This is a genomic window from Ruminococcus sp. NK3A76, from assembly GCF_000686125.1.
Classification (GTDB): domain Bacteria; phylum Bacillota; class Clostridia; order Oscillospirales; family Ruminococcaceae; genus NK3A76.
Genome location: NZ_JMMA01000002.1, coordinates 1,296,709 through 1,321,494, shown reverse-complemented (window position 1 = coordinate 1,321,494; position 24,786 = coordinate 1,296,709). Strand labels below are relative to the sequence as shown.

Genomic DNA, 24,786 nt, shown 5'->3' with positions numbered 1-24,786 from the left:
ATACAATAAAATAACAAATGTAATGTGTCAAAACCTGATAATTATATAAAAAAGCGACTAAGATCCAGCTTAGCCGCTTTGCATTTATATTATTAATATTAAAAGGATAACAAAATTCAATTATGCTTTCTTCTGCATTGCTATCTTTTCATTTCTTGCCTTGAGCTTGCGTGTGGCATAGCCCTCGATGTTTGCCTGCTTGCCACGGTCGATAGCAAGTGCGCCGTCGGGAACATCGTGTGTGACTGTTGTGCCTGCTGCTGTATAAGCGCTTGTGCCGACCTTGACAGGGGCAACAAGATTTGTGTTACAACCGATGAAAGCATTATCACCAATAGTTGTGCGGAATTTCTTCTCACCGTCAAAGTTGACTGTGACAACACCGCAGCCGAAGTTGACATTAGAGCCAACATCACTGTCACCGACATATGTCAGGTGAGCAACAGCTGTGCCCTCGCCTATCGTGGAGTTCTTGATCTCTACAAAGTCGCCTATCTTAGCGCCGCTGAGGACATGAGAATCAGGACGAAGCTGTACCCAGGGGCCTATCTTGACATTATCATCCACTCTTGCATCGTTTGCCTGTACAAAATTAAGTACAGTATTATTGCCAACTATCGTGTTATTGAGCAGACAACCGCTCATTATACGGCAGCCCTCGCCTATCTTTGTCTTGCCGGAGAGTTTGACGTTGCTGTCGATAACTGTGCCTGCACCTATCTCGACCTGTGTGCCTATAGAAACGCCGTCAGTGCAGGTAAACTCAATACCGAAATCAAGCCACTTATCTATCACTCCGAGTCTTGCGATATCGTTAAGTGCGAGAAGACCCTTACGGTCATTTGCGCCGAGAGAAACGTTTTTATTCTCGGAGGTGAATGCCCCGGCCTTTAAGCCCTTACTAAGCAGAAGTGAGATACAGTCAGTAAGATAATATTCCTTCTGTGCATTGTTGGGCTTAAGCTCACCAAGCACACCAAGCAGAGCCTTTGTATCGAACCAGTAGCAGCCGCTGTTTATTTCCTTTATCTTGCGCTGTTCGTCTGTGCAATCCTTTTCCTCAACAATTCCGCTGATGCCGTCAGCTGTTCTTATTATCCTGCCGTAGCCCTTAGGCTCGTCAATTTCGGAAGTAACGACTGTAACAGCGTTGCCTGCCTTCTTATGGAGCGCAAGTGATCCGCTTATAGTCTCTCTGTCGATAAAAGGTGCATCGCCGCAGAGGATAAGAGTATTGCCGCCGATACGCTCTTTAAGATAATCAGCTGCCATCATTACAGCGTGACCTGTGCCAAGGCGCTCGCTCTGCAATACAGTCTGTACATCAGCGCTGCCGTTTCTGCCCGAAACGTATGCTTCGACCTGCTCGCCCTCGTAGCCCTTTACTACACAGATATTGCCTATCCCTGCACTTTCACAGGCCTTTATTACCCATTCAAGCATAGGCTCGCCAAGCACTTCAAGAAGCACCTTAGGCTTATTGGTCTTCATTCTCTTGCCCTGGCCGCCTGCTAATATGATACAATTATCCATTATAACAACTCCCTGAAACATATATTTTTAACTTAAGGCAACACCGCACGACCATTGTGTGTCAGATGCGCCGTCCGAATTTTCGTCAGAATGCCCATTTTTGCCGCAGTTTTACTGGCGTAAAACAAGGTGAAATTGGGTATTATGACGGAAATTCGGCAAGCAGATGGCACACAAAGGCCAGAGCCGGTGGTCGTGCGGTGTTGCCTTAGTATCTTATTTTACCACCCCAAGTATTATTTGTCAATTCGTATATTACACAAAAACAAAGCGGCAGATAGTCTGCCGCCCTGCATTATATATAATCACGTTCTACATTTTTGCTCACAGCTCGTTTTTTCTGAGCTTTTCTATATACTCTCCGAACTGCGCATATTCTTTTTCCGATACCTTAAGGCACTTGCCGTTTATTCTTATTGCCTTTACCGAATTGCTGTAATCTGTTGTATCCTTGTTATATTCTTTAAGCATCAGCACCTGCTCGATGATATACTTAATACTGCCGTTCTCATCATAGACAGTCAGCTTCATAGTCTGCGGTATTACCGCTTCAAAGCCCGAGGGATCTATCTCATCATATGAAGAAATGCTGTCAACAAGAGACTGTATCTTGTCAAGCCCGTTTGTGATGAAATAGGTGTCCTTGCCGTTGTATTTTTCTGAATAGACCTCGCCGTTTATACTATCTATAAATGCACACTGGTCATCAGCATAGGAATCTGTCATAGTAGGTGACGGGTCGCCCAAAACGCCGTAGGGTGCAACGCTTGTGCCGTCTTTATTAACTCTTGCTGTACCGACTATAAAGCTTTCTAACCTTGAAATATCCATAGGCATACTTGCGTTGACAAATACAAGATATATCTTCCCGTTTTCCTGATAAGAGGTCAGGAAAGAATTTGAAAAAGGCGAGCTGTTATCATCATATACGGGAACTACCACATCGCCCGAGAACATAGCACCGTTCTCCAAGTGGATAAAGCTGCCGTAGAGCTTAACTATCTTCTCATTGTCTGCAAGCTTTTTGTCTGTTTCAAGCTCTATGACGGTATTGCCTGTAGAGTAGCTTATCCTGCTGACTCTTGCATCAAGCACCTCGCCTGCTGATGACTGAAATGCGACTATTGTCGGCGCATCGCAGTTTATCTCGGTATAGCCGTCGTTTTCATACTTATCAAGCTTAAAGGTAATTGGCTTGCAGCTCCTGTTGCCAAACTCACACTCAAAGGTCAGCTTCTTGTCGGGCGCCTTGCTCATATCAATATTTTCATACCAGACCGAATAATCTCCGAGCTGCTGATAGCTGCAAATCGTATAGCTGTCTTCGATATTCGTTCCCGCGATAATTTCTCCCGAGCTATTTTTTATTTGCAGCTTTGAAAACTCAAAGCTCCTTCTTGTGTAAGATATCTCGCCGTCTACAAGACCCTCGGGCTTATGCTCTATCAGATACTTGGCACGCTGATAGTCGCCCTCTTCGGTGGCTTTTTTGATCTCAGCCTCGTAATGCTGAACTGTCCCTTCGATACTGTCGGGGTCGTCCTCATATTTGCTAAGATAGAACTCAGCCTTTCTGTTCTCAAAAGCGAAATACACCTGTGCATACTGCCCCGAATAGGTATAGCCGAGTATCTGAAAATCAACATCCTCCACATCGTCAAGATAATACTGCGGAATGATATTCTTATCAAATGCCACAAGTCTGTCGCCCCAGAGCTTAGGGTCGCCGCAGCATTTTTCGATATTCTGCTCGATAAGCGACCGGTTCTGGTTCTCAGTCGGGCTGCTGACACCGTTTTTGCTGTTGTAGCTCATGGGATTTAGCTTATTTCGGCTCATGCCCCAGTATGCTGCGCCGCCTACCACAAGTGCCATAGCCGCAGCTACTGCTACAAAAGCTCCTGCCTTGTGTGTCTTGACCCTTGCCGCACCATGCTGCTTGCCGCCTTCTTCACAGATAATGGGCTGTGTCATTATTTCGGTATCAGTCTCACCCATAAGCTCGTCAAGCGGTATCTCATGCAGCAGCTTTTCTATATCTCTCATATAATTATGCCTCCTTTCAACAATGCTTCCTTTAGCCGTTTCTTTTCCCTTGCAAGGGTGTTTTCTACCTTTTTAGGCTTAAGATCATAGCGGTCAGCTATAGTCTTTACAGACATCTGAAAATAATAGCGGTCAATAAATATCTCACGGGCAGGCGAGCTCATCGAGCTTACGCATTTAGCAATGACCTGCATATTTATACGCTTTGCAGCCTCGTCTTCATAATCGACATCTATGCCCAGGTCATTATCTTCAAGAGTTTCAGTCTCGGTCTTACCCACTGCCCTTGCCTTGTCTATAGCTGCATGACGTGCAAGCATACAGATATATGTTTTGAGCGAGCTTTTTGCGGTGTCTATCTGCCTGCGTGTTTTCCATAGCCTAATAAAACAATCAGCACACGCTTCCTCAGCATCATTATCACTGAACAGGAAGCCTTTGCATATTTTCATAACAAGAGGTGTGTATTTCTCCTTTGCTGCTTCAAGTCCGCCGTTATCGTTAACAAGCATCTTTGCTATTTCATCATCGCTCAAAATCTTCACCGCCATTCCTTAAGGGGATACTCTTTCATGAAAGATAAGCGTTTTACCGCTTCATATAATTATACGAGAGAATTGGTGTGTTTCACTCACATTTTTTTAAAAAATAATCGGCAGCGTAAACAACACTGCCGAAATATCACTATCAGAGCTCTTCTAAAGCCATTATCTTATCTACTCTTCTCTTGTGTCTGCCGCCCTCAAACGGTGTTTCAAGGAAAACATCTACAAGATCATTTGCAAGACCTGCGCCGACAACTCTCTCACCGAAGCAAAGAACGTTTGCATCGTTATGCAGTCTTGTAAAACGAGCAGAGAAAACATCTGAGCAGCAAGCAGCACGAATGCCCTTTATCTTGTTGGCTGCCATGCTCATGCCGACACCTGTACCGCAGATAAGTATTGCAGCATCATAACCGCCTGCAAGATATTTTTCGCAGACCTCCTGCGCCTTATCGGGATAATCGCACTTCTCGCCGGCAGCGACACCCATATCATCATATTCAATACCCTTATCCTTTAAATGCTCGCACACTGACTTTTTTAAAAGCGGTGCAGCATGGTCGTTACCTATAATAACCTTCATAGTATGACTCTCCTTTACTGTAATTCGCCTCTGTTGAATTCTGAAAGCTCAAGACCCTCGTTTCGTTCGAGCGCCCAGCGGATATTCCACTCGCTTGAGAACAGCAGCAGGTAGTTTCCTCTGAAATCCTGTACTATCTTTGTATCAGAGCTTATCTTAAGATCCTTGGGCTCGGATACATTCATTTTATCTATCCACCTGATATACGAGTAAGGCAGGCCCTCGATCACAAGGTCAACATTATACTCATTCTTCATTCTATACTGGAAAACATCAAACTGGAGGACACCTACAACGCCGACTATGACTTCTTCCATACCCATCATAGGTTCGTGGAATATCTGTATAGCACCCTCCTGCGCTATCTGCTCTGCGCCCTTGACGAACTGCTTGCGCTTCATCGTATCCTTCGGGCGGACACGCTGGAAATGCTCAGGCGCAAAGGTAGGAATCCCCTCAAACTCGAATTTCTTCTTAGGTGAGCAGACTGTATCACCGATAGAGAATATGCCCGGGTCGAATACGCCTATGATATCTCCGGCATAAGCCTCGTTAACTATCTCACGCTGCTCGGCCATTATCTGCTGAGGCTGTGAAAGACGCATCTTCTTGTTGCCCTGAACGTGCAGAACTTCCATATCTTTGTCAAACTTGCCGGAGCATATACGCATAAACGTAAGTCTGTCACGGTGAGCTTTATTCATATTAGCCTGTATCTTGAATACAAAAGCTGAGAAGTTATCGTCAAAAGGATCTACCTCGCCCTCAGAAGACATACGGGGCATTGGCGGAGGAGTCATTTTCAGGAAGCTCTCCAGAAACGGCTCAACACCGAAATTAGTAAGCGCAGAACCAAAGAACACCGGTGAGAGCTCACCCTTATGAACAGCGTCAAGGTCAAAATCATCACTTGCGCCGTCAAGCAGCTCGATATCCTCAATAAGTGTGTTATGGTTTTCCTCGCCGAGAGTTTCGGCAAGTGACGGGTCAGTCAGGTCTGATATCTTAGCACCTGCCTGATGCGCAGCGCCATTTGACTCAAAGCTGATTATATGCCTTTCAAATCTGTCAAAAACGCCCTTGAATTCTTTTCCTGAACCGATAGGCCAGTTGACAGGGTAAGTACTGATGCCAAGTTCGTTCTCTATCTGGTCGATCAGGTCAAATGGATTTCTTGAATCCCTGTCCATCTTATTTATAAATGTAAAGATCGGGATATGACGCATAACGCAGACCTTGAACAGCTTTCTTGTCTGGTTCTCAACACCCTTTGAAGCATCGATTACCATGACTGCTGAGTCAGCTGCCATAAGTGTACGGTAGGTGTCCTCCGAAAAGTCCTGGTGACCAGGGGTATCAAGTATATTTATGCAGAAATTCTCATATTCAAACTGCAAAACGGACGATGTAACAGAGATACCTCTCTGCTTTTCTATCTCCATCCAGTCGGAAACGGCGTGGCGCATATTCTTTTTGCCCTTTACCATACCTGCCTGCTGTATAGCACCGCCGTAAAGCAGGAATTTCTCGGTAAGTGTCGTCTTACCTGCATCGGGGTGGGAGATAATGGCAAAGGTACGCCTTCTCTTGATCTCGCTGTTTATATCGCTCAAAACTATGACCTCAATTCTTATATATTTACATACATAATAATTATACACTATTTCCATCGCATTTTCAATAAGGACATTTTAACAAAGAAGAAGTTGTTTTACGATATGCTTTAGGCAAATATGTTAAAGCAGATTGACAATTATGGGAAAATATAATATAATATCAAAAGACAATGAATAACAATACCAAGGAGCGTTAAAAATGGGCAAAAAAATATATGACGATGATATATACGACGGCGCAGACAACAACGACTACGCCGAGCAATACAGAAGACAGCTCGAACGATACAACAGATTATCCGAGGGCGGAAGAAAAAAAGTAGAATACGTCTACGAAAATGACGATTACGATGATTTTGACGAGGACTATGAGGAATACGGGGAAGCAGACGAGCCCGAATATGAGCCCCCTTCCCAGTCAAGAGACAGGCCGTCAAGAGACAGACCCTCTAAAGAAAGGCCATCGAGAGAAAGACCTTCAAAAGAAAAGCCTTCAAAGCAGCCTCAGAAGAAGAAAAAAAGCAGCAAAAAGAGCAGCAAATATGACATAAAGAATAACTTCGGTTCACACAAGCAGGAAAAGAAAAAGAAGATGAACCCTGTAAAGAAATTCTTTGTTATCCTGCTCGTTATAGCATTGATACTGTTTATACTGTTACAGGTATTCATCTGGAAATACATTGGCGATGTAAAGAAGGTCGAGACTGGCGACAGGCACTACACGAGCGGTACTATGCAAAGTGATGATGTACTCAATATCCTGCTTGTAGGCTCTGACACAAGAAGCATGGAAGAGCGTGGCAGAACTGACTCGATAATCCTGCTCTCTATCGACTCCAAAAAGAAAAAGACGACCATGACCTCGTTTATGAGAGACACCTATGTCACATTCCCAGGACTTGACAGAGACGGTGACGGTGTTGATGACATGGGCAAGATAAATGCCGCAAACGTCTACGGCGGCCCTGAGCTGCTGCTCGACACGATAGAATACAACTTCGACATACGCATCGACAAATATTTCTATGTTGATTTCTTCTCGTTTGCTAAGATAGTTGATGCGGTGGGCGGCATTGAGCTTGACATATCCGATGAAGAAGCACAGGGCATGGAAGACCCTATGGGCGAACAGAACAACATCTTCGGAAACAAAAAAGGCACTGACTACCTCTCAAAAGGCGGCAAGAATATGCACGTCAACGGCAACCAGGCGCTTGCATACGCAAGACTCAGATATGTAGGAAATGCCGACTTTGAGAGAACGCAGCGTCAGCGCACCGTTATTTCAAAGATAGTTGAAAAGGCAAAGACCCTTAACCCGATAGAGCTCAACAGCTTTATCGAGACTTCCCTTGAAAGCCTTACTACCAACTACACGAGCAGTGAGCTTTACTTCTTATCATACAGAGTGCCGTTTATTGCGAAATACGAGATAGTTTCGCAGAGAATACCTGAGGACGACAAGTTCACATACGGCAATCACGACGGTGTTGGCTCGACACTGGATATTGATTTTGATGAGGCTAAGGGGCTGTTGAGGAAGAGTATATACGAATAGTATTAAAGCTCTGTACCAATCACGGTACAGAGCTTTTTTCACAGCATATTCTTTATAACATCTATCACCTTATCAAGGCTCTGGCACACAGCGATAGTCTTGGGGCGTGTCACATCATCGGGCTGAGTGAGGTCGGGCACCATAACGGGCATACAGCCTGCATCATAGGCCGAGGTAATGCCGTTCGGGCTGTCCTCAAGAGCCATACAGTCTCCCGGCACAAGTCCTAACTGCTCACAGGCATAAAGGTATATGTCAGGGGCAGGCTTGCCATTAGCTATCATATTACCGCTGATATGCGCATCAAATCGGTGATAAATGCCGATGCTTTCAAGGTAGAGCTTTGTGCGCTTATCGTCAGTCGCAGTGCATACAGCTTTTTTCAGTGGTGTTGTATCGAGGTAATCAAGCAGCTCGTCAATGCCTTTTTTCTTTTCGATGCCGTTTTCTGCTATGTATGCGTTCATCAGCTCAAGGCGCTTAAGACGCACTTTCGGGTAATCAAAATCCTCACATACTATTCTCTGTAAAAGAGGGCCTGCGAGCTTTGCGGACATAGAGCGTATCTGCAAAACGTGTTCCTTTTTCATCGGGTAGCCGTAAAACTGCGCCGCCTCGACCCAGAAACGCTGCAAGAGCTTTTCGGTGTCAACAAGCAGGCCGTCCATATCAAATATTACTGCTTTGAGCATAATGCCCCTCCTTGGTCATCAATAAACTGTGACATATACAGATCATAGTAAAATCCCTTTTTGTCAAGCAGCTGTTCATGTGTTCCCTGCTCGATTATATGGCCTTTATCCATGACCAGTATACAGTCGGATTCAACTATGGTCGAGAGCCTGTGAGCAACAATAAAGCTCGTCCTGCCCTTTATCAGCTTGGTAAAAGCTCGCTGAATGCGTATCTCTGTCATAGTGTCGATAGAAGAAGTCGCTTCATCGAGGATAAGCATAGGCGGCACCATGAGCATTACTCGTGCTATGCACAGCAGCTGCTTCTGCCCCTGCGAGATATTGGAGCCGTCGTCGGATATCACTGTATCATATCCGTCAGGCAAACGTCTTATAAAGCTGTCGGCGTGGGCGGTCTTTGCGGCGGCTATGACCTCCTCACGGGTAGCTCCGGGCTTTGAATAGGCTATATTCTCAAATATAGTGCCCGACCTCAGCCATGTTTCCTGAAGCACCATGCCGTAGTGTGACCTAAGCGAGCTTCTTGTGAGCTCTCTGATATCTTTTCCGTCAACGCACACTCTGCCGCCTGTAACATCATAAAAACGCATGAGCAGATTGATTATAGTCGTCTTGCCGCAGCCTGTAGGGCCAACGATAGCTATTCTCTTGCCTTTTGATACATCAAGGTCAAGCCCCTCGATAAGAGGATTTTCTGAGCTATATGAGAAAGATACATTTTCAAGCGATACATTGCCTTCGCAGTCAGAAAGAACAGCATTACCGCTGTCAGATATTTCTTCCTGCTCGTCAATAAGCTCAAACACACGCTTTGCCGATGCTATTGCACTTTGCAGCTCGGTTATAACACCTGATATCTCGTTAAAAGGCTTGGTATACTGGTTTGCGTATGTCAGAAAGCATGAAAGACTACCTACTGTGAAGCCTGAGCCGCTTATTACTGCAAGAGCGCCGAATATACCGACAAACGAATAAACGAGCCCGTTTATAAAGCGTGTACACGGATTAGTAAGAGAAGAAAAGAATATCGCCTTGGCACTTATGGTGCGGAGCCTTTCGTTGACTTCACAGAACTGCTCATAGGCTTCATCTTCGTGGCAGAAGGCAGAAACAGTTTTCTGCTCCCCTGTCATTTCTTCAACGATCGATGTCAGCTCGCCTTTTGTAACAGACCTGTCTTTAAAAAGCAGGAAGGTGTTTTTGGAAATGAACCTTGCTACAAACAACGAGAGCGGCGTGATGATAACAACTATAAGAGTTATCCTTACATTGACTGATAGCATGAAGCCAAGTGTTCCAAATATTGTAACTACACCTGTGAAAAGCTGGGCAAAGCCCATAATAAGCCCGTCAGATATCTGCTCCATATCATTTATCATTCGTGAAAGGATATCGCCGTGAGGGTTTGAATCAATATATTTTAGCGGAAGATATTCAAGCCGCCTGAAAGCATCATTTCTGATATCTCTTATTGTAAGATATGTTACTTTATTGATAAAAAGCGACATCAGCCACTGAGATACCGCAACAACACCGGCTATAACACCGAGCTTTATAAGTACAGGCGAAAGAGCCTTGAAATCAACTCTGCCCTTTTCTATGATAAGGTCTATACCTCTGCCGGTAAGGATAGGTGCATAAAGTGTCAGTGAAACTGAGATAACTGAGAATACAAGCCCGAACAGCAAAAACGCCATGTGAGGCTTTGCATACAAAAGAACAGAACGAAGCGGTGAAGAAGACAGTCTGGATTTTTGCATCACATCGCCCCCTTTTCAGATATCCCGAGACCCTGCGACCGGCATATCTCTTTATACACATCACACGAGCTTGTAAGCTCGGCGTGCGTTCCGATACCTGCAAGCCTGCCGTCATCAAGGACTATTATCTTATCAGCGTTTTTTACAGACGATATACGCTGAGAAACGATGAAGACAGTCATATCATCAGTGCTCTGGCGAATAGCTTTTCTTAACCGTGCATCTGTCGCAAGGTCAAGTGCTGATGAGGAATCATCAAGAATAAGTATCTCAGGTGAGCCGACAAGTGCTCGTGCTACTGTAAGTCTCTGACGCTGTCCGCCTGAGAGGTTCTTTCCGCCCTGAAGCAGCTTGTGATCAAGATAGCCGTGCTTTTCCTTGACAAAGTCAAGTGACTGAGATATTTCAAGTGCTTTTTCTATCTGCTCGTCTGTCGCCTGTTTATCACGCCAGCGCATATTCTCTCTGATAGTGCCTTTAAAGAGCACCGCTTTCTGCGGAACTATACCTATACTGCTGCGAAGTGACTTAAGCGTCAGGTTTTTGACGTTTTGTCCATTGACGATAACTTCACCTGATACTGCATCATAAAATCTCGGGATAAGATTAACAAGAGTAGATTTACCGGAGCCAGTAGCACCGATAATACCGACAGTTTCGCCTTTTTTGACCGAGAATGAGATATGTTCAAGCACATCATCACTCGATGAATAATATGAAAAGCTGACATCTTTGAATTCCACAGCAATATCAGAATCAGATTTCACAATTTCCGTGCCGTCAGAAACGGAAGTCGATACTTCAAATACCTCATTTATCCTGACAGCAGAAGCCTGAGCCTTTGTGATAATAACTATAAGATTAGCAAGGGCAACAAGCGCCAACAGTATCTGATTCATATAGTTTACAAGCGCTATGACCTCGCCCTGAGTGATAGAGCCGGAATAAACGCTTTTGCCGCCATACCATATTATTGCAATAATAGCAAGATTTACCACAATATAAGTAAAAGGATTCATCAAAGCAGATATTTTGCCGGCAATAAGCTGATGAATATAGAGCTCATTTGAGTTTTCTTCAAAATCCTTGACTTCATCAGCCTGACGAGAAAATGCTCTTATGACTCTTGCACCTGTAAGAGTTTCACGGGTCAGGGTAGATGCACGGTCGAGCTTTTTCTGAGTGGTCTTATAGAGAATAACAGTCTTTTTTATAATCAGCAGTATTATAACAGCAAGCACAGGCGAAGCTATCAGAAAGATCAGCGTCAGCTTGACGCTGATAGTCAGACCCATAACAACAGCACCTACAACAATAAAAGGGCTTCTCAGAAACAGCCTTAGTATCATATTAACGCCGGTCTGTACCTGGTCACAGTCATTAGTCATACGGGTCACAAGAGATGGTGTCCCGAATTTATCGAGTTCTTTGAAAGAAAGTGAGTTTATATGCTTAAACAGGGCATTGCGAAGCTCTGTTCCGAAGCCTGTAGAAGCTCTTGCAGCAAAATACTGCGCAGTAAGTGATGCTGTAAGGCCAAGGACACCGAGAACAACGAGTATTACACCGCTGTGATAGATGTAAGATTTATCAGAATTCTTAACGCCTATGTCTATCATTCTGGCCATAACTACAGGTACGAGCAGCTCAAAAACAGCCTCGGTCAGCTTGAACAGAGGGCCGAATATGCTTTGCGCCTTATAATGCTTTAAAAACCTTGCAAGCCTGAACAAGCCCGTCACCTCCCGATATATTAAATCTGACCAAAGAATTATAACAAATAAATGGTAACTTATGTTTATATTATTATTGCAAAATTGTTAAAGATGTGGTATAATATAATAAATCTTGAATATGGAATGATAAATAATGAATTACTTTTTGAACGAATTTGACATTCTTGATGCTATATATGACATCAGATGCACTTTGCTCGATTACCTGATGCACTTTTTCACCTTGCTTGGTGAAGCGGGCATTTTCTGGATAGCAGTAGTCATAATACTGATCGCTTACCCAAAGACACGGCGTGTCGGGATAAGCGCCGCAGCCGCTATCTTGCTTGAATTCTTAATAGTGAACGTAACGCTCAAGCCTATAATCAAAAGGATAAGACCCTGTTACGCTAATACAAGCAGAACTATTGATACGATAGTATCTGTGCCTAACGATTACTCTTTCCCCTCCGGGCACGCCGGAGCGAGCTTTGTAGTATCGACTGTCATAGCAAGGCACAACCTGAAATACGGGCTTATATCACTTGCCACATCGGTGCTCATTGCTTTTTCAAGGCTGTATTTTTACGTCCACTACCCTACCGATGTGCTGACAGGAGCTGCGATAGGAGTCTTTTGCGGTATAATAATGGACAAGATAGTGATAGCTAAGCTAAAGCAGCGTGACGAGAGGAAGGCTGCTGAAAAAGCCAAAGCTGCTGAAGCAGACAGCAATGAAAATGAAGACGAGGCAGTTACTGTTCCTCCGACACAGGCTGAGTGATTATGATGCCGACCTTGGCAAGAGCCTTTGACAGCAGGTCAAACTCTATCTGATATATCTCGCTCTTATGCGTTCTTCGCTCCTGCTCATAGCGCTCAAAACTGACATAGTTTTCGCTGTAGTCAGGTGTTGTATAAACGCTTCCCATTATGTATTCACGCTTCGTTGCATAATAATTGACAGGTTTGAGTTTCAGCCAGTTTTTTACATCTGAGCGCATCATGCGTGTAAATTCATCAAAATCTGTATCAACATAGCTTATTTTACGCAGCTTAAGGTCTCTGAGGCGCTTTTCAAGAGCGGTCTCCTCAGGGGCTTTCTTTTTAAACAGACCAAACATAATAAAAACTCCTATTAGTTAATGAACGGGACGAGTGTAAAAGCTGCGTCCCGTTTTATTTTGAAAATATTGATTTGAGCCATGCTAAGAAGCCTCTTTTTCTTGGCTGCTGTATCGGCTCTGCAGGTGTAACGACTATCGGCATATCTGCCTGCGGTATAGCAGCTGCCGGTGCAGGGTCAGGCTTTACGGGTTCAGGAGCTTGTGGGATATCAGCTTCAACGATATCCTTTGGCTCAATAGCAGGAGTTTCCGGCTGAACGGCCGGCTCAGATTTAGTAACCGGCTTTTGTTCCAGAATTACATCTGATGTAATGCCTTTCTCATTCTCGACTGCAAGATCATAGAGTATCTGCTGGCTGTCCTTGTCACCGTCGTCATAATTCTCACGGCGGTATATCCCGTCAGGACAAAGAACTCTGCCTCTGACCTTATCAGAAAGCTCAGTCCTGAAATACTCAAATACTCTGTCTCTCTGCTCCTCATCTCTTATCGGAGCAGCAGCCTCAACACGGCGTGATAGGTTTCTTGTCATAAAGTCTGCCGATGAGATATAAACCTTTCTGCGTGAGCTGTTGCCGAATATGTATATCCTTGCGTGTTCAAGATATCTGCCGACAATAGAGATGACCTTTATATTATCAGTCTTTCCCTCGACACCAGGTACAAGGCAGCAAATACCTCTTACGACTAACTCGACCTTTACGCCTGCCTGAGAGCACTCGACGAGCTTTTTAATTACCTTACTGTCTGTCAGAGAGTTGATCTTAGCGCCGATATAGCCCTCACCGCCTGAACGGGCAGCAGTTATCTCGGCGTCCATCATATCGATTATCCTGCTCTTTAAGCACAGCGGCGATATCATAAGTGTATCAGAGCTCTCAACAAGCCTGCCTTCTTCGAGCTTCTTGAACGTTTCAACAGCATCAGCGGCAATATCCTGCGCTGATGTCATAAGCGAGAGATCAGTATATAAACGTGAAGTCTTCTCGTTATAATTTCCTGTACCTATCTGAGTTATATACTTTGTCTCATCGCCGTCGGTGTATTCTATAAGACACAGCTTTGAATGCACCTTTATTCCCGGGAGGCCGAATATTACACGGCAGCCAGATGCTTCGAGCTTTTCGGCCTTGAATATATTATTTTCTTCATCAAAACGTGCTCGCAGCTCAACAAGTGCAAGAACGTCCTTGCCATTTTTGCCGGCATTACATAATGCATCAATTATCGCTGAATCAGATGCAGCACGATAAAGGGTAATGCTTATTCTTTTTACCCTCGGGTCGGCTGCTGCCTCGTCAAGGAGCCTTACAAAATCCATGATATCCTCATAAGGATAGAAAAGCAGTATATCACGTTTTTCTATCTGAGACATCATGGTCTCATCTCTGCTTACAAGGGGCGACTGACATGGCGGCTGCTTTTTATAGAAAAGCGAGCTGTTATCCTTGAATCTGTCTCTGAGGTCACCGACAAAACCAAAATCAAGCGGAGATACTCTTTCAAAGGTTATATCATCAGTTGTCCTGAGAAGCCTGCAAACTGCATCTTTTAACGACTTATCTGTACAGCCGCATATCTCAAGCCTTACTATCGGCATTTTTTTACGGCGAAGAACGAGCTTTCGCATTTCCTCACGCCTGTCACGTTCTGCCATATAGTCTGTATCAAGGTCAAGCGCTGCACTTCTTGTAACTCTGAATGTACAAAATGCCAACGGTTTGCTCCCAACGATATCGGCTGCATATTTTCTTACAAGCTCACTTATCAGTATATAGGCTTTGTCTGTTACATTAAGGCCTATCATCGGCGAATGATCGCCTGTATAGTCAAGGATATGTATACCGTTATCACACATAACAGCATAATACACCCTGCCGTTTTCAGCAAAGAAGCTCTTGGCGTTCTCATACATTCTGAGCTTTGGTTTGAGCTCGTGTTCGGCAAAAGACGAACAGTAGGTCTTTTCACCGTCGGTAAGGGTCTTCCTTGTCTTTCTGACAGCGCCCATTGCTGCAAGGCCGAGCTCAATATCTGAAAAAGTGATATCAAAAAGCTCATACAGCTTTCTTGTTCTTTTATATATCTTTTCAAGCTGGGTCGAGGGGCGCAGACCAGTTCTTGCTTCACGCTGGTTATCATCATCAAGCGACTGTCTGACAAGAGCACCGACTCTGACCCTATAGAATTCATCAAGATTAGAAAGGAAGATAGACGCAAATGTAAGGCGTTCAAGAAGCGGAACAGAATTATCCCTTGCTTCTTCAAGCACTCTGTAATTGAATTTGAGCCACGAAAGCTCACGGTTTTCAAGATACTTTTTAGCCATAGCGTTTATCACTTCCTTTCGACATATTTCTTATATTTATTATATTACATTTTTAGTTGATTGTCAATCGCTTTTAGCTTTTTGTACCGCCTTTGCCCAGCCGTCAAGAAGCGCTTTTCTCTTTGCATCATCAATATTGGGGCTGAATGTCTCAAAGCTGCCAAGAAGCCTTGTGACCTCGGCAATATCTTTATAGTATCCGCAGCCAAGCCCGGCAAGCAGGAAAGCGCCAAAAGCAGTAGACTCGACATTCTTTGGCCTTGTGACAGGTCTGTTCAGCACATCTGCCTGAAACTGCATAAGGAAATTATTTGAGCTTGCACCGCCGTCGACCTTGATAGCTTTAAGACTGCCGGTATCCTTCTCCATAGCTTCGAGCACATCGCAGGTCTGATAAGCGATTGCTTCAAGAGCTGCACGGACGATATGGTTTTTGTTGGCACCTCTTGTAAGGCCGGTGATTATGCCTCTTGCATCGCTGTCCCAATAAGGAGCACCAAGCCCGACAAAGGCAGGAACTATATAAACACCGTTCGTATCATCAACTTTGAGCGCCAGCTGCTCGGTCTCGGGAGCTGAGTTTACCATACCAAGCTCATCACGAAGCCATTTGACAACAGCACCTGCTATAAACACCGAGCCTTCAAGAGCGTATGTCACCTTGCCGTTTATGCCCCATGCAATAGTAGTGAGCAGACCGCTCTTTGAACGGACAGGCTTATCGCCAGTATTCATAAGCAGAAATCCGCCTGTGCCGTAGGTGTTTTTTACATCGCCCTCATCAAAGCAGCACTGTCCGAATAGTGCAGACTGCTGATCCCCTGCACAGCCGGATATCACTATCGGCGCACCGAAAACAGATCCTTCAGTTTCGCAGATGATGCCTGACGAATCGACGACCTTAGGCATCATAGACGCAGGGATACCGAGAAGGCCAAGTATCTCATTATCCCATTTTAGTGTATTTATATTAAACAGCATCGTTCTTGATGCATTGGAGTAGTCAGTAGCGTGGCATTTTCCGCCGGAGAGCTTCCAGATAAGCCAGCAGTCGATCGTTCCGAATAAAAGCTCCCCTGCCAAAGCCTTCTCTCTTGCACCTTCTACGTTATCAAGTATCCAGCGCAGCTTGGTTGCGGAAAAATACGGGTCGATAAGAAGGCCTGTCTTTGATGAGAAAAACTGTGTAAGCCCCTGTGATTCAAGATTCTTACAAAACGGCGCTGTACGCCTGCACTGCCAGACTATTGCATTATAAACAGGCTTGCCGGTGTTCTTATCCCAGACAACGGTAGTTTCACGCTGATTGGTGATGCCGATAGCGGCTATATCATCAGCCGTGATGCCGAGCTTTTCCATAGCTTTACGGCACACCTCTATCTGAGTGTCGAATATCTCCTCAGCGTCATGCTCAACATAGCCGTCACCTGTGTAATACTGTGTGAACTCTTTCTGAGCGATAGAAACGATATTGCCGCCCTTATCAAAGATAACTGCACGGGAAGAAGTTGTGCCCTGGTCTATTGACATGATGTATTTCATTTTTGCCCCTCCTTTATTTACAGCAGACTGACCTTATCTTTTCTTCATTAAGGCTGTTTCCCAAAAACAATACAACATCATGATGATTTTCAGATATGAGCCAGTTGAACTTTTTATCGGTGATATAATAATCCCTTGGATATATCGCTTCATTAATGACAAGAAAAACCGCTGAACTGTCACATTCACAAATACAGTACTTATCATAACTTTCCTCGATAAGCAGGTAGACCTTTTGATCGCCGACTATCTCAGGAAGCCTTTCAAGCCACTCGTATGATGCAGTATCAGGCATTCCCTCACGAAATGCAAAAACCATATCCACATCACGGCGTATGCCGTTATTTGTATTTGCCCAATGCAGCCCGTTATGATAAGAATATGAATGGTCAACAAAGCTGTCAAGAACTTTTTTATATACATTCTGCCACTGAGTTATCCCAAGTAACTTTATTTGTGTTTCGGGAATATTATTATCCTTGCAAAATTTTGCTATATCTCCCCTTACACCACGCCACTGCTCGCTCAAAGCTGCTCACCTGCCAATAATGTGATATTTATTAAGATAATTATACCACAACAGCACAAAATATGCAACTTTATTTTTATTTAGGCTTGCATTATTTTCAAAATGTGATATAATATTATTGAATATTGTTTTATCGGGAGGTATATATGTTCTGGGATAAAGTTTCGGGCGTTTATGATGTCTTTGAAAATGCATACAACGGCGATGTTTACAAGCACACAGGCGAAATAGTTGCAGGCTATATAGGCAGCAGCGATACAGTTTTGGAATGTGCCTGCGGAACGGGTGCTATATCAGTTCATATTGCCCCTGTATGCAAAAAGCTCGTTGCTACTGACTTTTCAAGCAAGATGCTCAGGGTGGCTGAGAAAAAGTGCAGAAGGTATGATAATATCATATACAGAAAAGCTGATATCACCTCGCTCAAGGTCAAAGACAGCAGCTTTGATGCAGTTGTGGCAGGAAATGTCATACACCTGCTTGATGACCCGTATGCAGCTCTTAAGGAATTTGAGCGTGTTTGCAGACCGGGCGGGCTTATAATTATCCCGACATACGTCAATGCCGGCAAAAGCTCCTCTAAGATGGCTGAAAAGATCCTAAGCATTATGGGCGTTGATTTCAAGACGGACTTTGACCTGTTTTGCTATAAAGCATTCTTTGAAGGGGCAGGCTATGAAGACATAAGCTATGAGCTTGCTGACGGAAGGATGCCATGTGCTATTGCAATAATCAAAAACAACAAAACTGAAAGGAACTGATAATACTATGGGAAAGATACTTGTTACCGGCGGTGCAGGCTTTATCGGCAGCCACACCTGCGTAGAGCTTCTTGAAAACGGCTATGATATCGTAGTTTTTGACAATTTCTCCAATTCAAAGCCTGAGGCTCTTAAAAGAATAAAGAAGATCACAGGCAAAGATTTCGGCTTCTATGAGGGCGACCTGCTCAACACAGAAGACCTTGAAAAGGTGTTTGCCGAGAATGAGATAGATGCTGTTATACATTTTGCAGGTCTTAAGGCTGTCGGTGAAAGCGTTGCCAAGCCTGTTGAATACTACCACAACAACATCACAGGTACGCTTAACCTTATATCGGTTATGAGAGAGCATGGCTGCAAGAAGATAGTTTTCTCATCGTCTGCTACAGTTTACGGCAACGAAAACCCTGTTCCCTATGTTGAGACGATGCCTACACACACATCAACTAATCCTTATGGTTTCACAAAGGTCATGATAGAGCAGATACTCAAAGACGTAGCTGTTGCCGATAATGAATGGAGCATATCACTGCTTCGCTATTTCAACCCGATAGGTGCTCACAGCAGTGGCCTTATCGGTGAAGACCCTAACGGAATTCCGAACAACCTTTTCCCCTACATTCAGCAGGTGGCTGTAGGCAAGCGTGAATTCTTAGGTGTATTCGGCAACGACTATGATACACCTGACGGCACAGGTGTCAGAGATTATATCCATGTTGTTGACCTTGCAAGAGGCCATATATGCGCTGTTAAGTATGTTCTTGAACACAAAGGCGTTGAAGCAGTAAACCTCGGTACCGGTAAGGGCTCAAGCGTTTTTGACGTTCTGCACGCATTTGAAAAGGCCTGCGGCAAGGAGCTGCCCTACAAGGTGATGCCAAGACGTGCAGGCGATATCGCATGGTGCTATTCCGATCCCAAGAAAGCAAAAGAGCTTTTCGGCTGGGAAGCGCAGTTCGATCTTGACGATATGTGCAGAGACGGCTGGACCTTCACAAAACAGAACCCTAACGGACTTTGATAAAAGAAAGGATAATCAAAATGAGCAAAAAAGTATCTAACCCCAACAAGAAGCCCCTGATACTCAGAATACTCGTACTCACACTGTGCGCACTCATGGTGCTCGGTCTTGTAGCATCTGCTGTAGCAGGAATGGCATTCTGATATGGTACACATAGGCAACAGCTGGGACGAAATACTAAAGGACGAATTCAAAAAGCCTTATTATCTAAAGCTGAGAGAGTTTTTAAAGCAGGAGTATTCAACACAAAGGATATATCCTGATATGTATGATATATTCAATTCTCTGAAATATACCGACTACAACAATGTCAAGGCAGTCATTATCGGGCAGGACCCTTATCACGGAGCCGGGCAGGCGCATGGACTTTGCTTTTCGGTAAAGGCAGGTGTTATGCCTCCCCCGAGCCTGAAAAACATTTTCAAGGAGCTTTATCAGGACCTTGGCATCAGCGAGCCGAATAACGGAGAGCTCACAGACTGGGCAAAGCAGGGCGTCTTGCTGTTAAACACAGTGCTCACTGTTCGTGAAGGGCAGGCAAACAGCCACAAAGGCAAAGGCTGGGAACTACTTACTGATGAGATAATAAGAAAACTCAATGAAAGAGATGTTCCGACTGCGTTTATTCTCTGGGGCGGCAACGCCAAAACAAAAAGAGGGCTTATAACAAACCCCAGGCACGCTGTTTTCATGGCGGCTCACCCGTCGCCGCTGTCGGCATACAACGGCTTTTTCGGGTGCAGGCATTTTTCAAAGGTCAATTCGTTCCTGACTGCAAACGGGATAGAACCAATAAACTGGCAGATACATAACATATAACATCAAGAGGCTGTTGCAACCACAACAGCCTCTTGTTTTATCCTAAATATACATAGCAGAAATTCTCGTATAGTACAATGCCGCCTTCCTCTATCTCCTCCGGGAGAAGTGCCATAGCTATGGTTATTGGCTCACCTGTTTCTATATCTGTTAATTGAACATAATCGCCATTGATAAGCACTACGAGATACCTTCTTGATTCCATATCATCTGCCCCCTTTCTTTTTTTCAAATAACACATTGCCTTCTCCGGCAATGCTTATGAGCTTTGAAAGTGATGAATAATCAAGCTCTATAGCAGGGATTCCCTTTATGTTCGTCATCTTTTTCAGGTCATCAAAATAGATAACAAGAGGGTTTCCGCCCGACTGAACACAGAATTCAGATGCAGCTTCTTTTATTAGCTGCATTTTTTCTTTTTCAGAAGACCTGAGTCTGATAAAAAGTCTTATTCCTTTAAGGCTGTTTACGTATTTTTCGGCTGTCTCACAAGTGCTGACGATTATCTTTGCACCCTCATCGCTTCTGACATTCAGCTTTCCGGTAACATATATCATGCTGCCGACAAGTGTCAGGTTTTCATACAAGCTGAACGTATCGGGAAAGAATATAAGCTCACAGCCGGCCTTTTTGTCTTCAATTGTGACAAAGGCCATTCTGTCGCCTTTTTTAGTCTTTAATAGCCGCCTGTTTGATACTATTCCCATAACGTTTATCCATTCGCCGTCACGACGCTCGTCACCTTCCTCGTCTATCTGAGAAACTACAGAAAGGCCTGTAAGCCCGGCTGCACTTGCAAAGGGAAGATACTTATCAATTGGGTGACCTGATATATACATACCAAGCGACTGATATTCAAGCTCCAGCAGTTCGGGTGCTGTATATTCGGGCTTTGAAGGGATACTTATAATATCTGCCGTCTTTTCACCGCAGAGCGCAAAGAAATCAAGCTGACCGTCGATAACACTCCTGCTTTGCTCAACAACGCTGTCAAGAACAGAAATGTATGAATCAAGCAGTTCATGTCTGTTATTGCCAAGAGAATCAAAGGCGCCGCATTTGATAAGACTCTCTATAGCACGGGAATTGACTTCAAAGCATATATTACGCTTACAGAAATCCTGAAAAGATGTGTACAGGCCGTTACTCTCACGCTCATTTACGATATGCTCGATAGCGCCCTCTCCTACTCCCTTGACAGCAAGCATCGCAAAGCGGATACTGCTGCCCTCGGCCGTAAATGTGGAAAAGCTCTTGTTGATATCTACAGGAAGAACTGAAACGCCGTTGTTTTTGCATTCTTCAATATATGAGTAGAGCTTGTCAGCGCTGTCTCCTATGACCGATGTCATCAGAGCAGCCATATATGACGAGAAATAGTGGCACTTAAGATAAGCAGTCTGATATGCGATAGTCGAATAAGCCGCAGCGTGGGATTTATTGAAAGCATATGATGCAAACGACGACATCTCATCGAAGATTTCACTTGCAGTTTTTTCATCTACTCCGTTAGCAATACAGCCGGAGCATTCAGCGTCACCGTAGATGAACGCTTTTCTTTCGTTTTCAAGGACTGACTTTTTCTTTTTTGCCATAGCACGTCTGACGATATCAGCACGGCCGTATGAATACCCTGCAAGACTTCGGAATATCTGCATGACCTGCTCCTGATAAACTATGCACCCATAGGTTATCTCTAAGATAGGCTTTAGCTTTTCGTGCTTATATGTCACGAGTGAAGGATTATGGCGGTTTCTGATATATGTCGGTATAGAATCCATTGGACCCGGACGGAACAGTGCGTTCATTGCTATCATATCTTCAAGACGCTCAGGACGCAGTTTCATAAGATTTGCAGTCATTCCGGGGCTCTCAAACTGGAAAACGCCGAGAGTACGGCCTTTTGAGAGCATTTGATATACGCTCTTATCGTCAAGAGGGATACTTGAAATATCAAATCCGGGCTCTGTCTTTCTTATCTCTTCGCAGCAATGCTTGATAATAGTAAGGTTTCTTAGGCCAAGAAAATCAATTTTCAATAGGCCAAGGCGTTCAAGTGCAGTCATTGTGTATTGCGCAAGCACCTGCCCGTCTCTTGCATATAGCGGAACATAGCTAACTACAGGGTCTTTTGTGATAAGCACACCGGCAGCGTGAGTCGATGCGTTTCTCGGCAAGCCCTCGATACGAATAGCCATATCAATTATTTCATGAGCATCAGCGTTTGAATGATATAGTTTCTTTACAGGCTCTACACTCTCTACTGCCTCTGCAAGCTCTATTGTTCTTGGCACAGTCTTTGCTATCATATCACCTAAAGCAACAGTATGCCCCATAGCCCTTGCACAGTCACGGACAGCCTGCTTTGCCTGCAAAGTGCCGAAAGTGATTATCTGGCTGACGTGCTCCTCGCCGTAACGTCTGATAACATAGTCAATGACACGCTGTCTGCCTTCGATACAGAAATCAACATCAAAGTCAGGCATAGACACACGTTCAGGGTTTAAAAACCTCTCAAAAAGGAGCTCATATTTAAGCGGGTCGATATCAGTTATGCCGATAAGATAAGCGCATAGGCTTCCTGCGCCCGAGCCACGGCCGCAGCCAACGGGAATACCGTTTTTCTTAGCAAAGTGTATAAAATCCCAGACTATAAGGTAATAATTCACATACCCCATCTGTGAAATGACCGAAAGCTCATACTCCATACGTTCCTTTGCCTGTGGTGTAGGCTCTTTATAGCGCTTATACAAGCCTTCGCTGCACATATCACGCAGGAATTTTTCATTATCGTCAACACCATCGAGCTTGAAATAGGGCAGCTTTGTAACGCCGTATTCAAACTCCACATTACAGCGGTCGGCGATCTTTACAGTGTTTTCGAGAGCTTCCTCGAAGCCCGGAAAAGCATCGTACATCTCATCTGTGTTTTTGACATAGAACTGGTCGGTCGGCATAGACATTTTATCGGTGTCTTTGATAGTCGAGCCGGTGGATATACACATGAGAATCTGCTGATACTCGCTGTCCTCACGCTTGATATAATGGCAGTCGTTGGTGGCAACAAGAGGTATGCCGGTCTGCTTTGAAAGCCTTATAAGCTGAGGGAAAAGCCTTTTTTGTTCGATAAAATCCTGATTCTGTATCTCAATATAGTAATTACCTTTTCCGAAAATGCTCTCATACAGCTTTGCAGTCTCAACGGCTTTATCATATCGGTTTTCGGAAAGAAGCACAGATATCTCACCTGCCATACAGGCAGAAAGGCAGATAAGCCCCTCGTGATACTTTTGGAGCAATTCTAAATCTATTCGTGGCCTGACATAAAAGCCTTCCATATAGCCAAGAGACACGAGCTTGATAAGATTCTTATAGCCTGTCATGTTTTCACAGAGCAAAACAAGGTGATAGTATTTCCTGCCATATCTGGTATCTTTTTCAAAGCGTGAGCCGGGTGCCACATAGACTTCGCAGCCGATTATGGGCTTTATACCCTGCGCCTTGCATTCATCATAAAACTCTATAGCGCCGAACATATTCCCGTGGTCGGTCATGGCAACAGCTTTCTGACCGATATTCTTGACATGAGAAATAAGCTCCCCGATACGGCAGGCGCCGTCGAGAAGCGAGTATTCAGTATGAAGATGCAGGTGAACAAAATCCTTCATGGGTCTTCTCCTTTATTTTGCCGCTGTGCCTTTATTGCTTCGTATCTCGTCTGCCAGAGCTGCTATCTTCTGAAAGCGGTGGTTTACGCCAGAGCGGGATATCGAAGGCGTCACAAGCTCGCCGAGCTGGGAAAGATTAAGGTCGGGATTCTCATATCTTAACAGAGCTATCTCCCTGAGGCTTTCGGATAATGCAGAAAGGCCTACTGTGCTGTCGATAAGTTCAATATCCTTTATCTGTCTTTCAGAAGCCCTGAGTGCCTTTTCGATATTGGCATTGTCACAATTGACTGCACGGTTTATCTTATTGCGCATATCCTTTTCTATCTTGACGTTCATAAGCTCGATAGAGCCGTTTGATGCGCCCATAAGGGTAAGCATATCAATGATATTCTCGCTCTCTTTGAGATAAACGATATTTGACTGCCCACGCTCGGCGTGCTTACAGAGTATACCGTACTTTTCAACGAGCAGAAAGCCAAGATCATTGCACAGATCAAGTGTCGGGACAACAAATTCAAGGTGGTATTTTTTCATGGGGTTATTAACGCTTCCGCAAGCAAGAAAAGCCCCTGCGATAACATAGGGGCATAGATTATCCTTGGGAAGATCATCTTCGGCGAGCCGTCTGCTTGAATCTATCTGTAAGTAGCTGAGAAGTTCAATACGGTTATCATCGCCTACGATGTCGATAGTATAAAGGGTCTGCTCGCCGCGCTTTGAGCTTCGCTCGACACTTACACAGCCCTCGCCGCAGATACGCTCGGCATTATTCTTGAAGAAATCCTTGACGAGCTCATTCTCAGTAAGTAGCATTATACGCTTGTCATCAAGCGCATTTGCAAAGGTAAGCAGCCCAAGAAGCGCAGCATCAGCCTTGTCTCTTGAATTGATACCTGATAGTATCTCTTCCTTTATATTATAGGAAAATGAGTGCAC

Annotated in this window: 21 protein-coding genes; 6 read left to right on the top strand and 15 right to left on the bottom strand. The window is 44.5% G+C overall.

Features of this window, described 5'->3' with window-relative positions:
* Positions 1–120: 120 nt before the first annotated feature.
* The 5 genes from glmU to CD05_RS0106245 form a co-directional block, all read right to left on the bottom strand.
* On the bottom strand, positions 121–1,533 hold the full coding sequence (glmU, locus tag CD05_RS0106265) for a bifunctional UDP-N-acetylglucosamine diphosphorylase/glucosamine-1-phosphate N-acetyltransferase GlmU (RefSeq protein ID WP_037322849.1): 1,413 nt from the start codon (positions 1,531–1,533) through the stop codon (positions 121–123).
* A 324-nt stretch (positions 1,534–1,857) separates the two neighbouring features.
* Positions 1,858–3,579, bottom strand: a complete 1,722-nt coding sequence (locus tag CD05_RS0106260; protein ID WP_028509771.1) for a hypothetical protein — start codon at positions 3,577–3,579, stop codon at positions 1,858–1,860.
* Positions 3,576–4,115, bottom strand: coding sequence for a sigma-70 family RNA polymerase sigma factor (locus CD05_RS0106255; RefSeq protein WP_028509770.1), 540 nt, complete (start codon positions 4,113–4,115; stop codon positions 3,576–3,578). Before CD05_RS0106255 ends, CD05_RS0106260 begins: the two co-directional genes overlap by 4 nt.
* 151 nt (positions 4,116–4,266) lie before the next feature.
* Positions 4,267–4,707 carry a ribose 5-phosphate isomerase B gene (rpiB, locus tag CD05_RS0106250; protein WP_028509769.1) on the bottom strand — a complete coding sequence of 147 codons (441 nt, stop codon included), beginning with the start codon at positions 4,705–4,707 and terminating at the stop codon, positions 4,267–4,269.
* 14 nt (positions 4,708–4,721) lie between these two features.
* Positions 4,722–6,320 (bottom strand): peptide chain release factor 3, encoded by a 1,599-nt coding sequence (locus CD05_RS0106245; RefSeq protein WP_028509768.1) that lies wholly within the window; start codon positions 6,318–6,320, stop codon positions 4,722–4,724.
* Positions 6,321–6,522: 202 nt separating this feature from the next.
* On the opposite strand from CD05_RS0106245, the gene CD05_RS17695 reads away from it, so the two are divergent.
* Positions 6,523–7,881, top strand: coding sequence for an LCP family protein (locus CD05_RS17695; protein ID WP_051588855.1), 1,359 nt, complete (start codon positions 6,523–6,525; stop codon positions 7,879–7,881).
* A 38-nt stretch (positions 7,882–7,919) separates the two neighbouring features.
* Here the strand turns inward: CD05_RS17695 and CD05_RS0106235 are convergent, their stop codons facing one another.
* The 3 genes from CD05_RS0106235 to CD05_RS0106225 all read right to left on the bottom strand — a co-directional run bounded on the left by CD05_RS0106235 (position 7,920) and on the right by CD05_RS0106225 (position 12,069).
* Positions 7,920–8,573: an HAD family phosphatase gene (locus CD05_RS0106235; RefSeq protein WP_028509767.1), complete on the bottom strand. Its 654-nt coding sequence runs from the start codon at positions 8,571–8,573 to the stop codon at positions 7,920–7,922.
* Positions 8,558–10,273 (bottom strand): ABC transporter ATP-binding protein, encoded by a 1,716-nt coding sequence (locus CD05_RS0106230; protein WP_347495382.1) that lies wholly within the window; start codon positions 10,271–10,273, stop codon positions 8,558–8,560. Before CD05_RS0106230 ends, CD05_RS0106235 begins: the two co-directional genes overlap by 16 nt.
* A 62-nt stretch (positions 10,274–10,335) precedes the next feature.
* A complete protein-coding gene (locus CD05_RS0106225) occupies positions 10,336–12,069 on the bottom strand; it encodes an ABC transporter ATP-binding protein (protein ID WP_028509765.1) in 1,734 nt (577 codons plus the stop codon).
* Between the two features lie 136 nt (positions 12,070–12,205).
* Here CD05_RS0106225 and CD05_RS17690 point away from each other — a divergent pair, with 136 nt between their 5' ends.
* Entirely contained in the window at positions 12,206–12,835 is a 630-nt protein-coding gene (locus CD05_RS17690; RefSeq protein WP_051588854.1) for a phosphatase PAP2 family protein, read from the top strand.
* Here CD05_RS17690 and CD05_RS17685 read toward each other — a convergent pair.
* From CD05_RS17685 to CD05_RS0106195, 4 genes are all read right to left on the bottom strand, one after another.
* Positions 12,807–13,175 (bottom strand): hypothetical protein, encoded by a 369-nt coding sequence (locus CD05_RS17685; RefSeq protein WP_037322846.1) that lies wholly within the window; start codon positions 13,173–13,175, stop codon positions 12,807–12,809. The two genes, CD05_RS17690 and CD05_RS17685, sit on opposite strands and share 29 nt — an antisense overlap.
* Positions 13,176–13,230: 55 nt before the next feature.
* Entirely contained in the window at positions 13,231–15,507 is a 2,277-nt protein-coding gene (ppk1, locus tag CD05_RS17680; protein ID WP_051588853.1) for a polyphosphate kinase 1, read from the bottom strand.
* Between the two features lie 63 nt (positions 15,508–15,570).
* The gene (gene glpK, locus CD05_RS0106200) at positions 15,571–17,049 is read right to left on the bottom strand and encodes a glycerol kinase GlpK (RefSeq protein WP_028509764.1); all 1,479 of its coding nucleotides are present in this window, start codon (positions 17,047–17,049) and stop codon (positions 15,571–15,573) included.
* Between the two features lie 13 nt (positions 17,050–17,062).
* Entirely contained in the window at positions 17,063–17,578 is a 516-nt protein-coding gene (locus CD05_RS0106195; RefSeq protein ID WP_028509763.1) for a DUF6756 family protein, read from the bottom strand.
* A 146-nt stretch (positions 17,579–17,724) separates the two neighbouring features.
* Between CD05_RS0106195 and CD05_RS0106190 the strand changes: the two genes are divergently transcribed.
* The 4 genes from CD05_RS0106190 to CD05_RS0106175 are packed head-to-tail and all read left to right on the top strand — an operon-like array spanning position 17,725 to position 20,179.
* Positions 17,725–18,339 carry a class I SAM-dependent methyltransferase gene (locus CD05_RS0106190; RefSeq protein WP_028509762.1) on the top strand — a complete coding sequence of 205 codons (615 nt, stop codon included), beginning with the start codon at positions 17,725–17,727 and terminating at the stop codon, positions 18,337–18,339.
* 7 nt (positions 18,340–18,346) lie between these two features.
* Positions 18,347–19,360 carry a UDP-glucose 4-epimerase GalE gene (gene galE / locus CD05_RS0106185; protein ID WP_028509761.1) on the top strand — a complete coding sequence of 338 codons (1,014 nt, stop codon included), beginning with the start codon at positions 18,347–18,349 and terminating at the stop codon, positions 19,358–19,360.
* A gap of 20 nt (positions 19,361–19,380) precedes the next feature.
* The gene (locus tag CD05_RS21310; protein ID WP_278244767.1) at positions 19,381–19,503 is read left to right on the top strand and encodes a hypothetical protein; all 123 of its coding nucleotides are present in this window, start codon (positions 19,381–19,383) and stop codon (positions 19,501–19,503) included.
* Position 19,504: 1 nt separating this feature from the next.
* Entirely contained in the window at positions 19,505–20,179 is a 675-nt protein-coding gene (locus tag CD05_RS0106175; protein WP_028509760.1) for a uracil-DNA glycosylase, read from the top strand.
* A 37-nt stretch (positions 20,180–20,216) separates the two neighbouring features.
* On the opposite strand, the gene CD05_RS20855 is transcribed toward CD05_RS0106175, so the two are convergent.
* Genes CD05_RS20855 through whiA form a run of 3 tightly spaced genes read right to left on the bottom strand, consistent with a single transcriptional unit; the run spans position 20,217 to position 24,786 of the window.
* Entirely contained in the window at positions 20,217–20,384 is a 168-nt protein-coding gene (locus CD05_RS20855; protein WP_198021575.1) for a hypothetical protein, read from the bottom strand.
* Between the two features lies 1 nt (position 20,385).
* The gene (locus CD05_RS17675; protein WP_037322844.1) at positions 20,386–23,847 is read right to left on the bottom strand and encodes a DNA polymerase III subunit alpha; all 3,462 of its coding nucleotides are present in this window, start codon (positions 23,845–23,847) and stop codon (positions 20,386–20,388) included.
* Positions 23,848–23,859: 12 nt separating this feature from the next.
* Positions 23,860–24,786: a DNA-binding protein WhiA gene (gene whiA / locus CD05_RS0106160; protein ID WP_028509759.1), complete on the bottom strand. Its 927-nt coding sequence runs from the start codon at positions 24,784–24,786 to the stop codon at positions 23,860–23,862.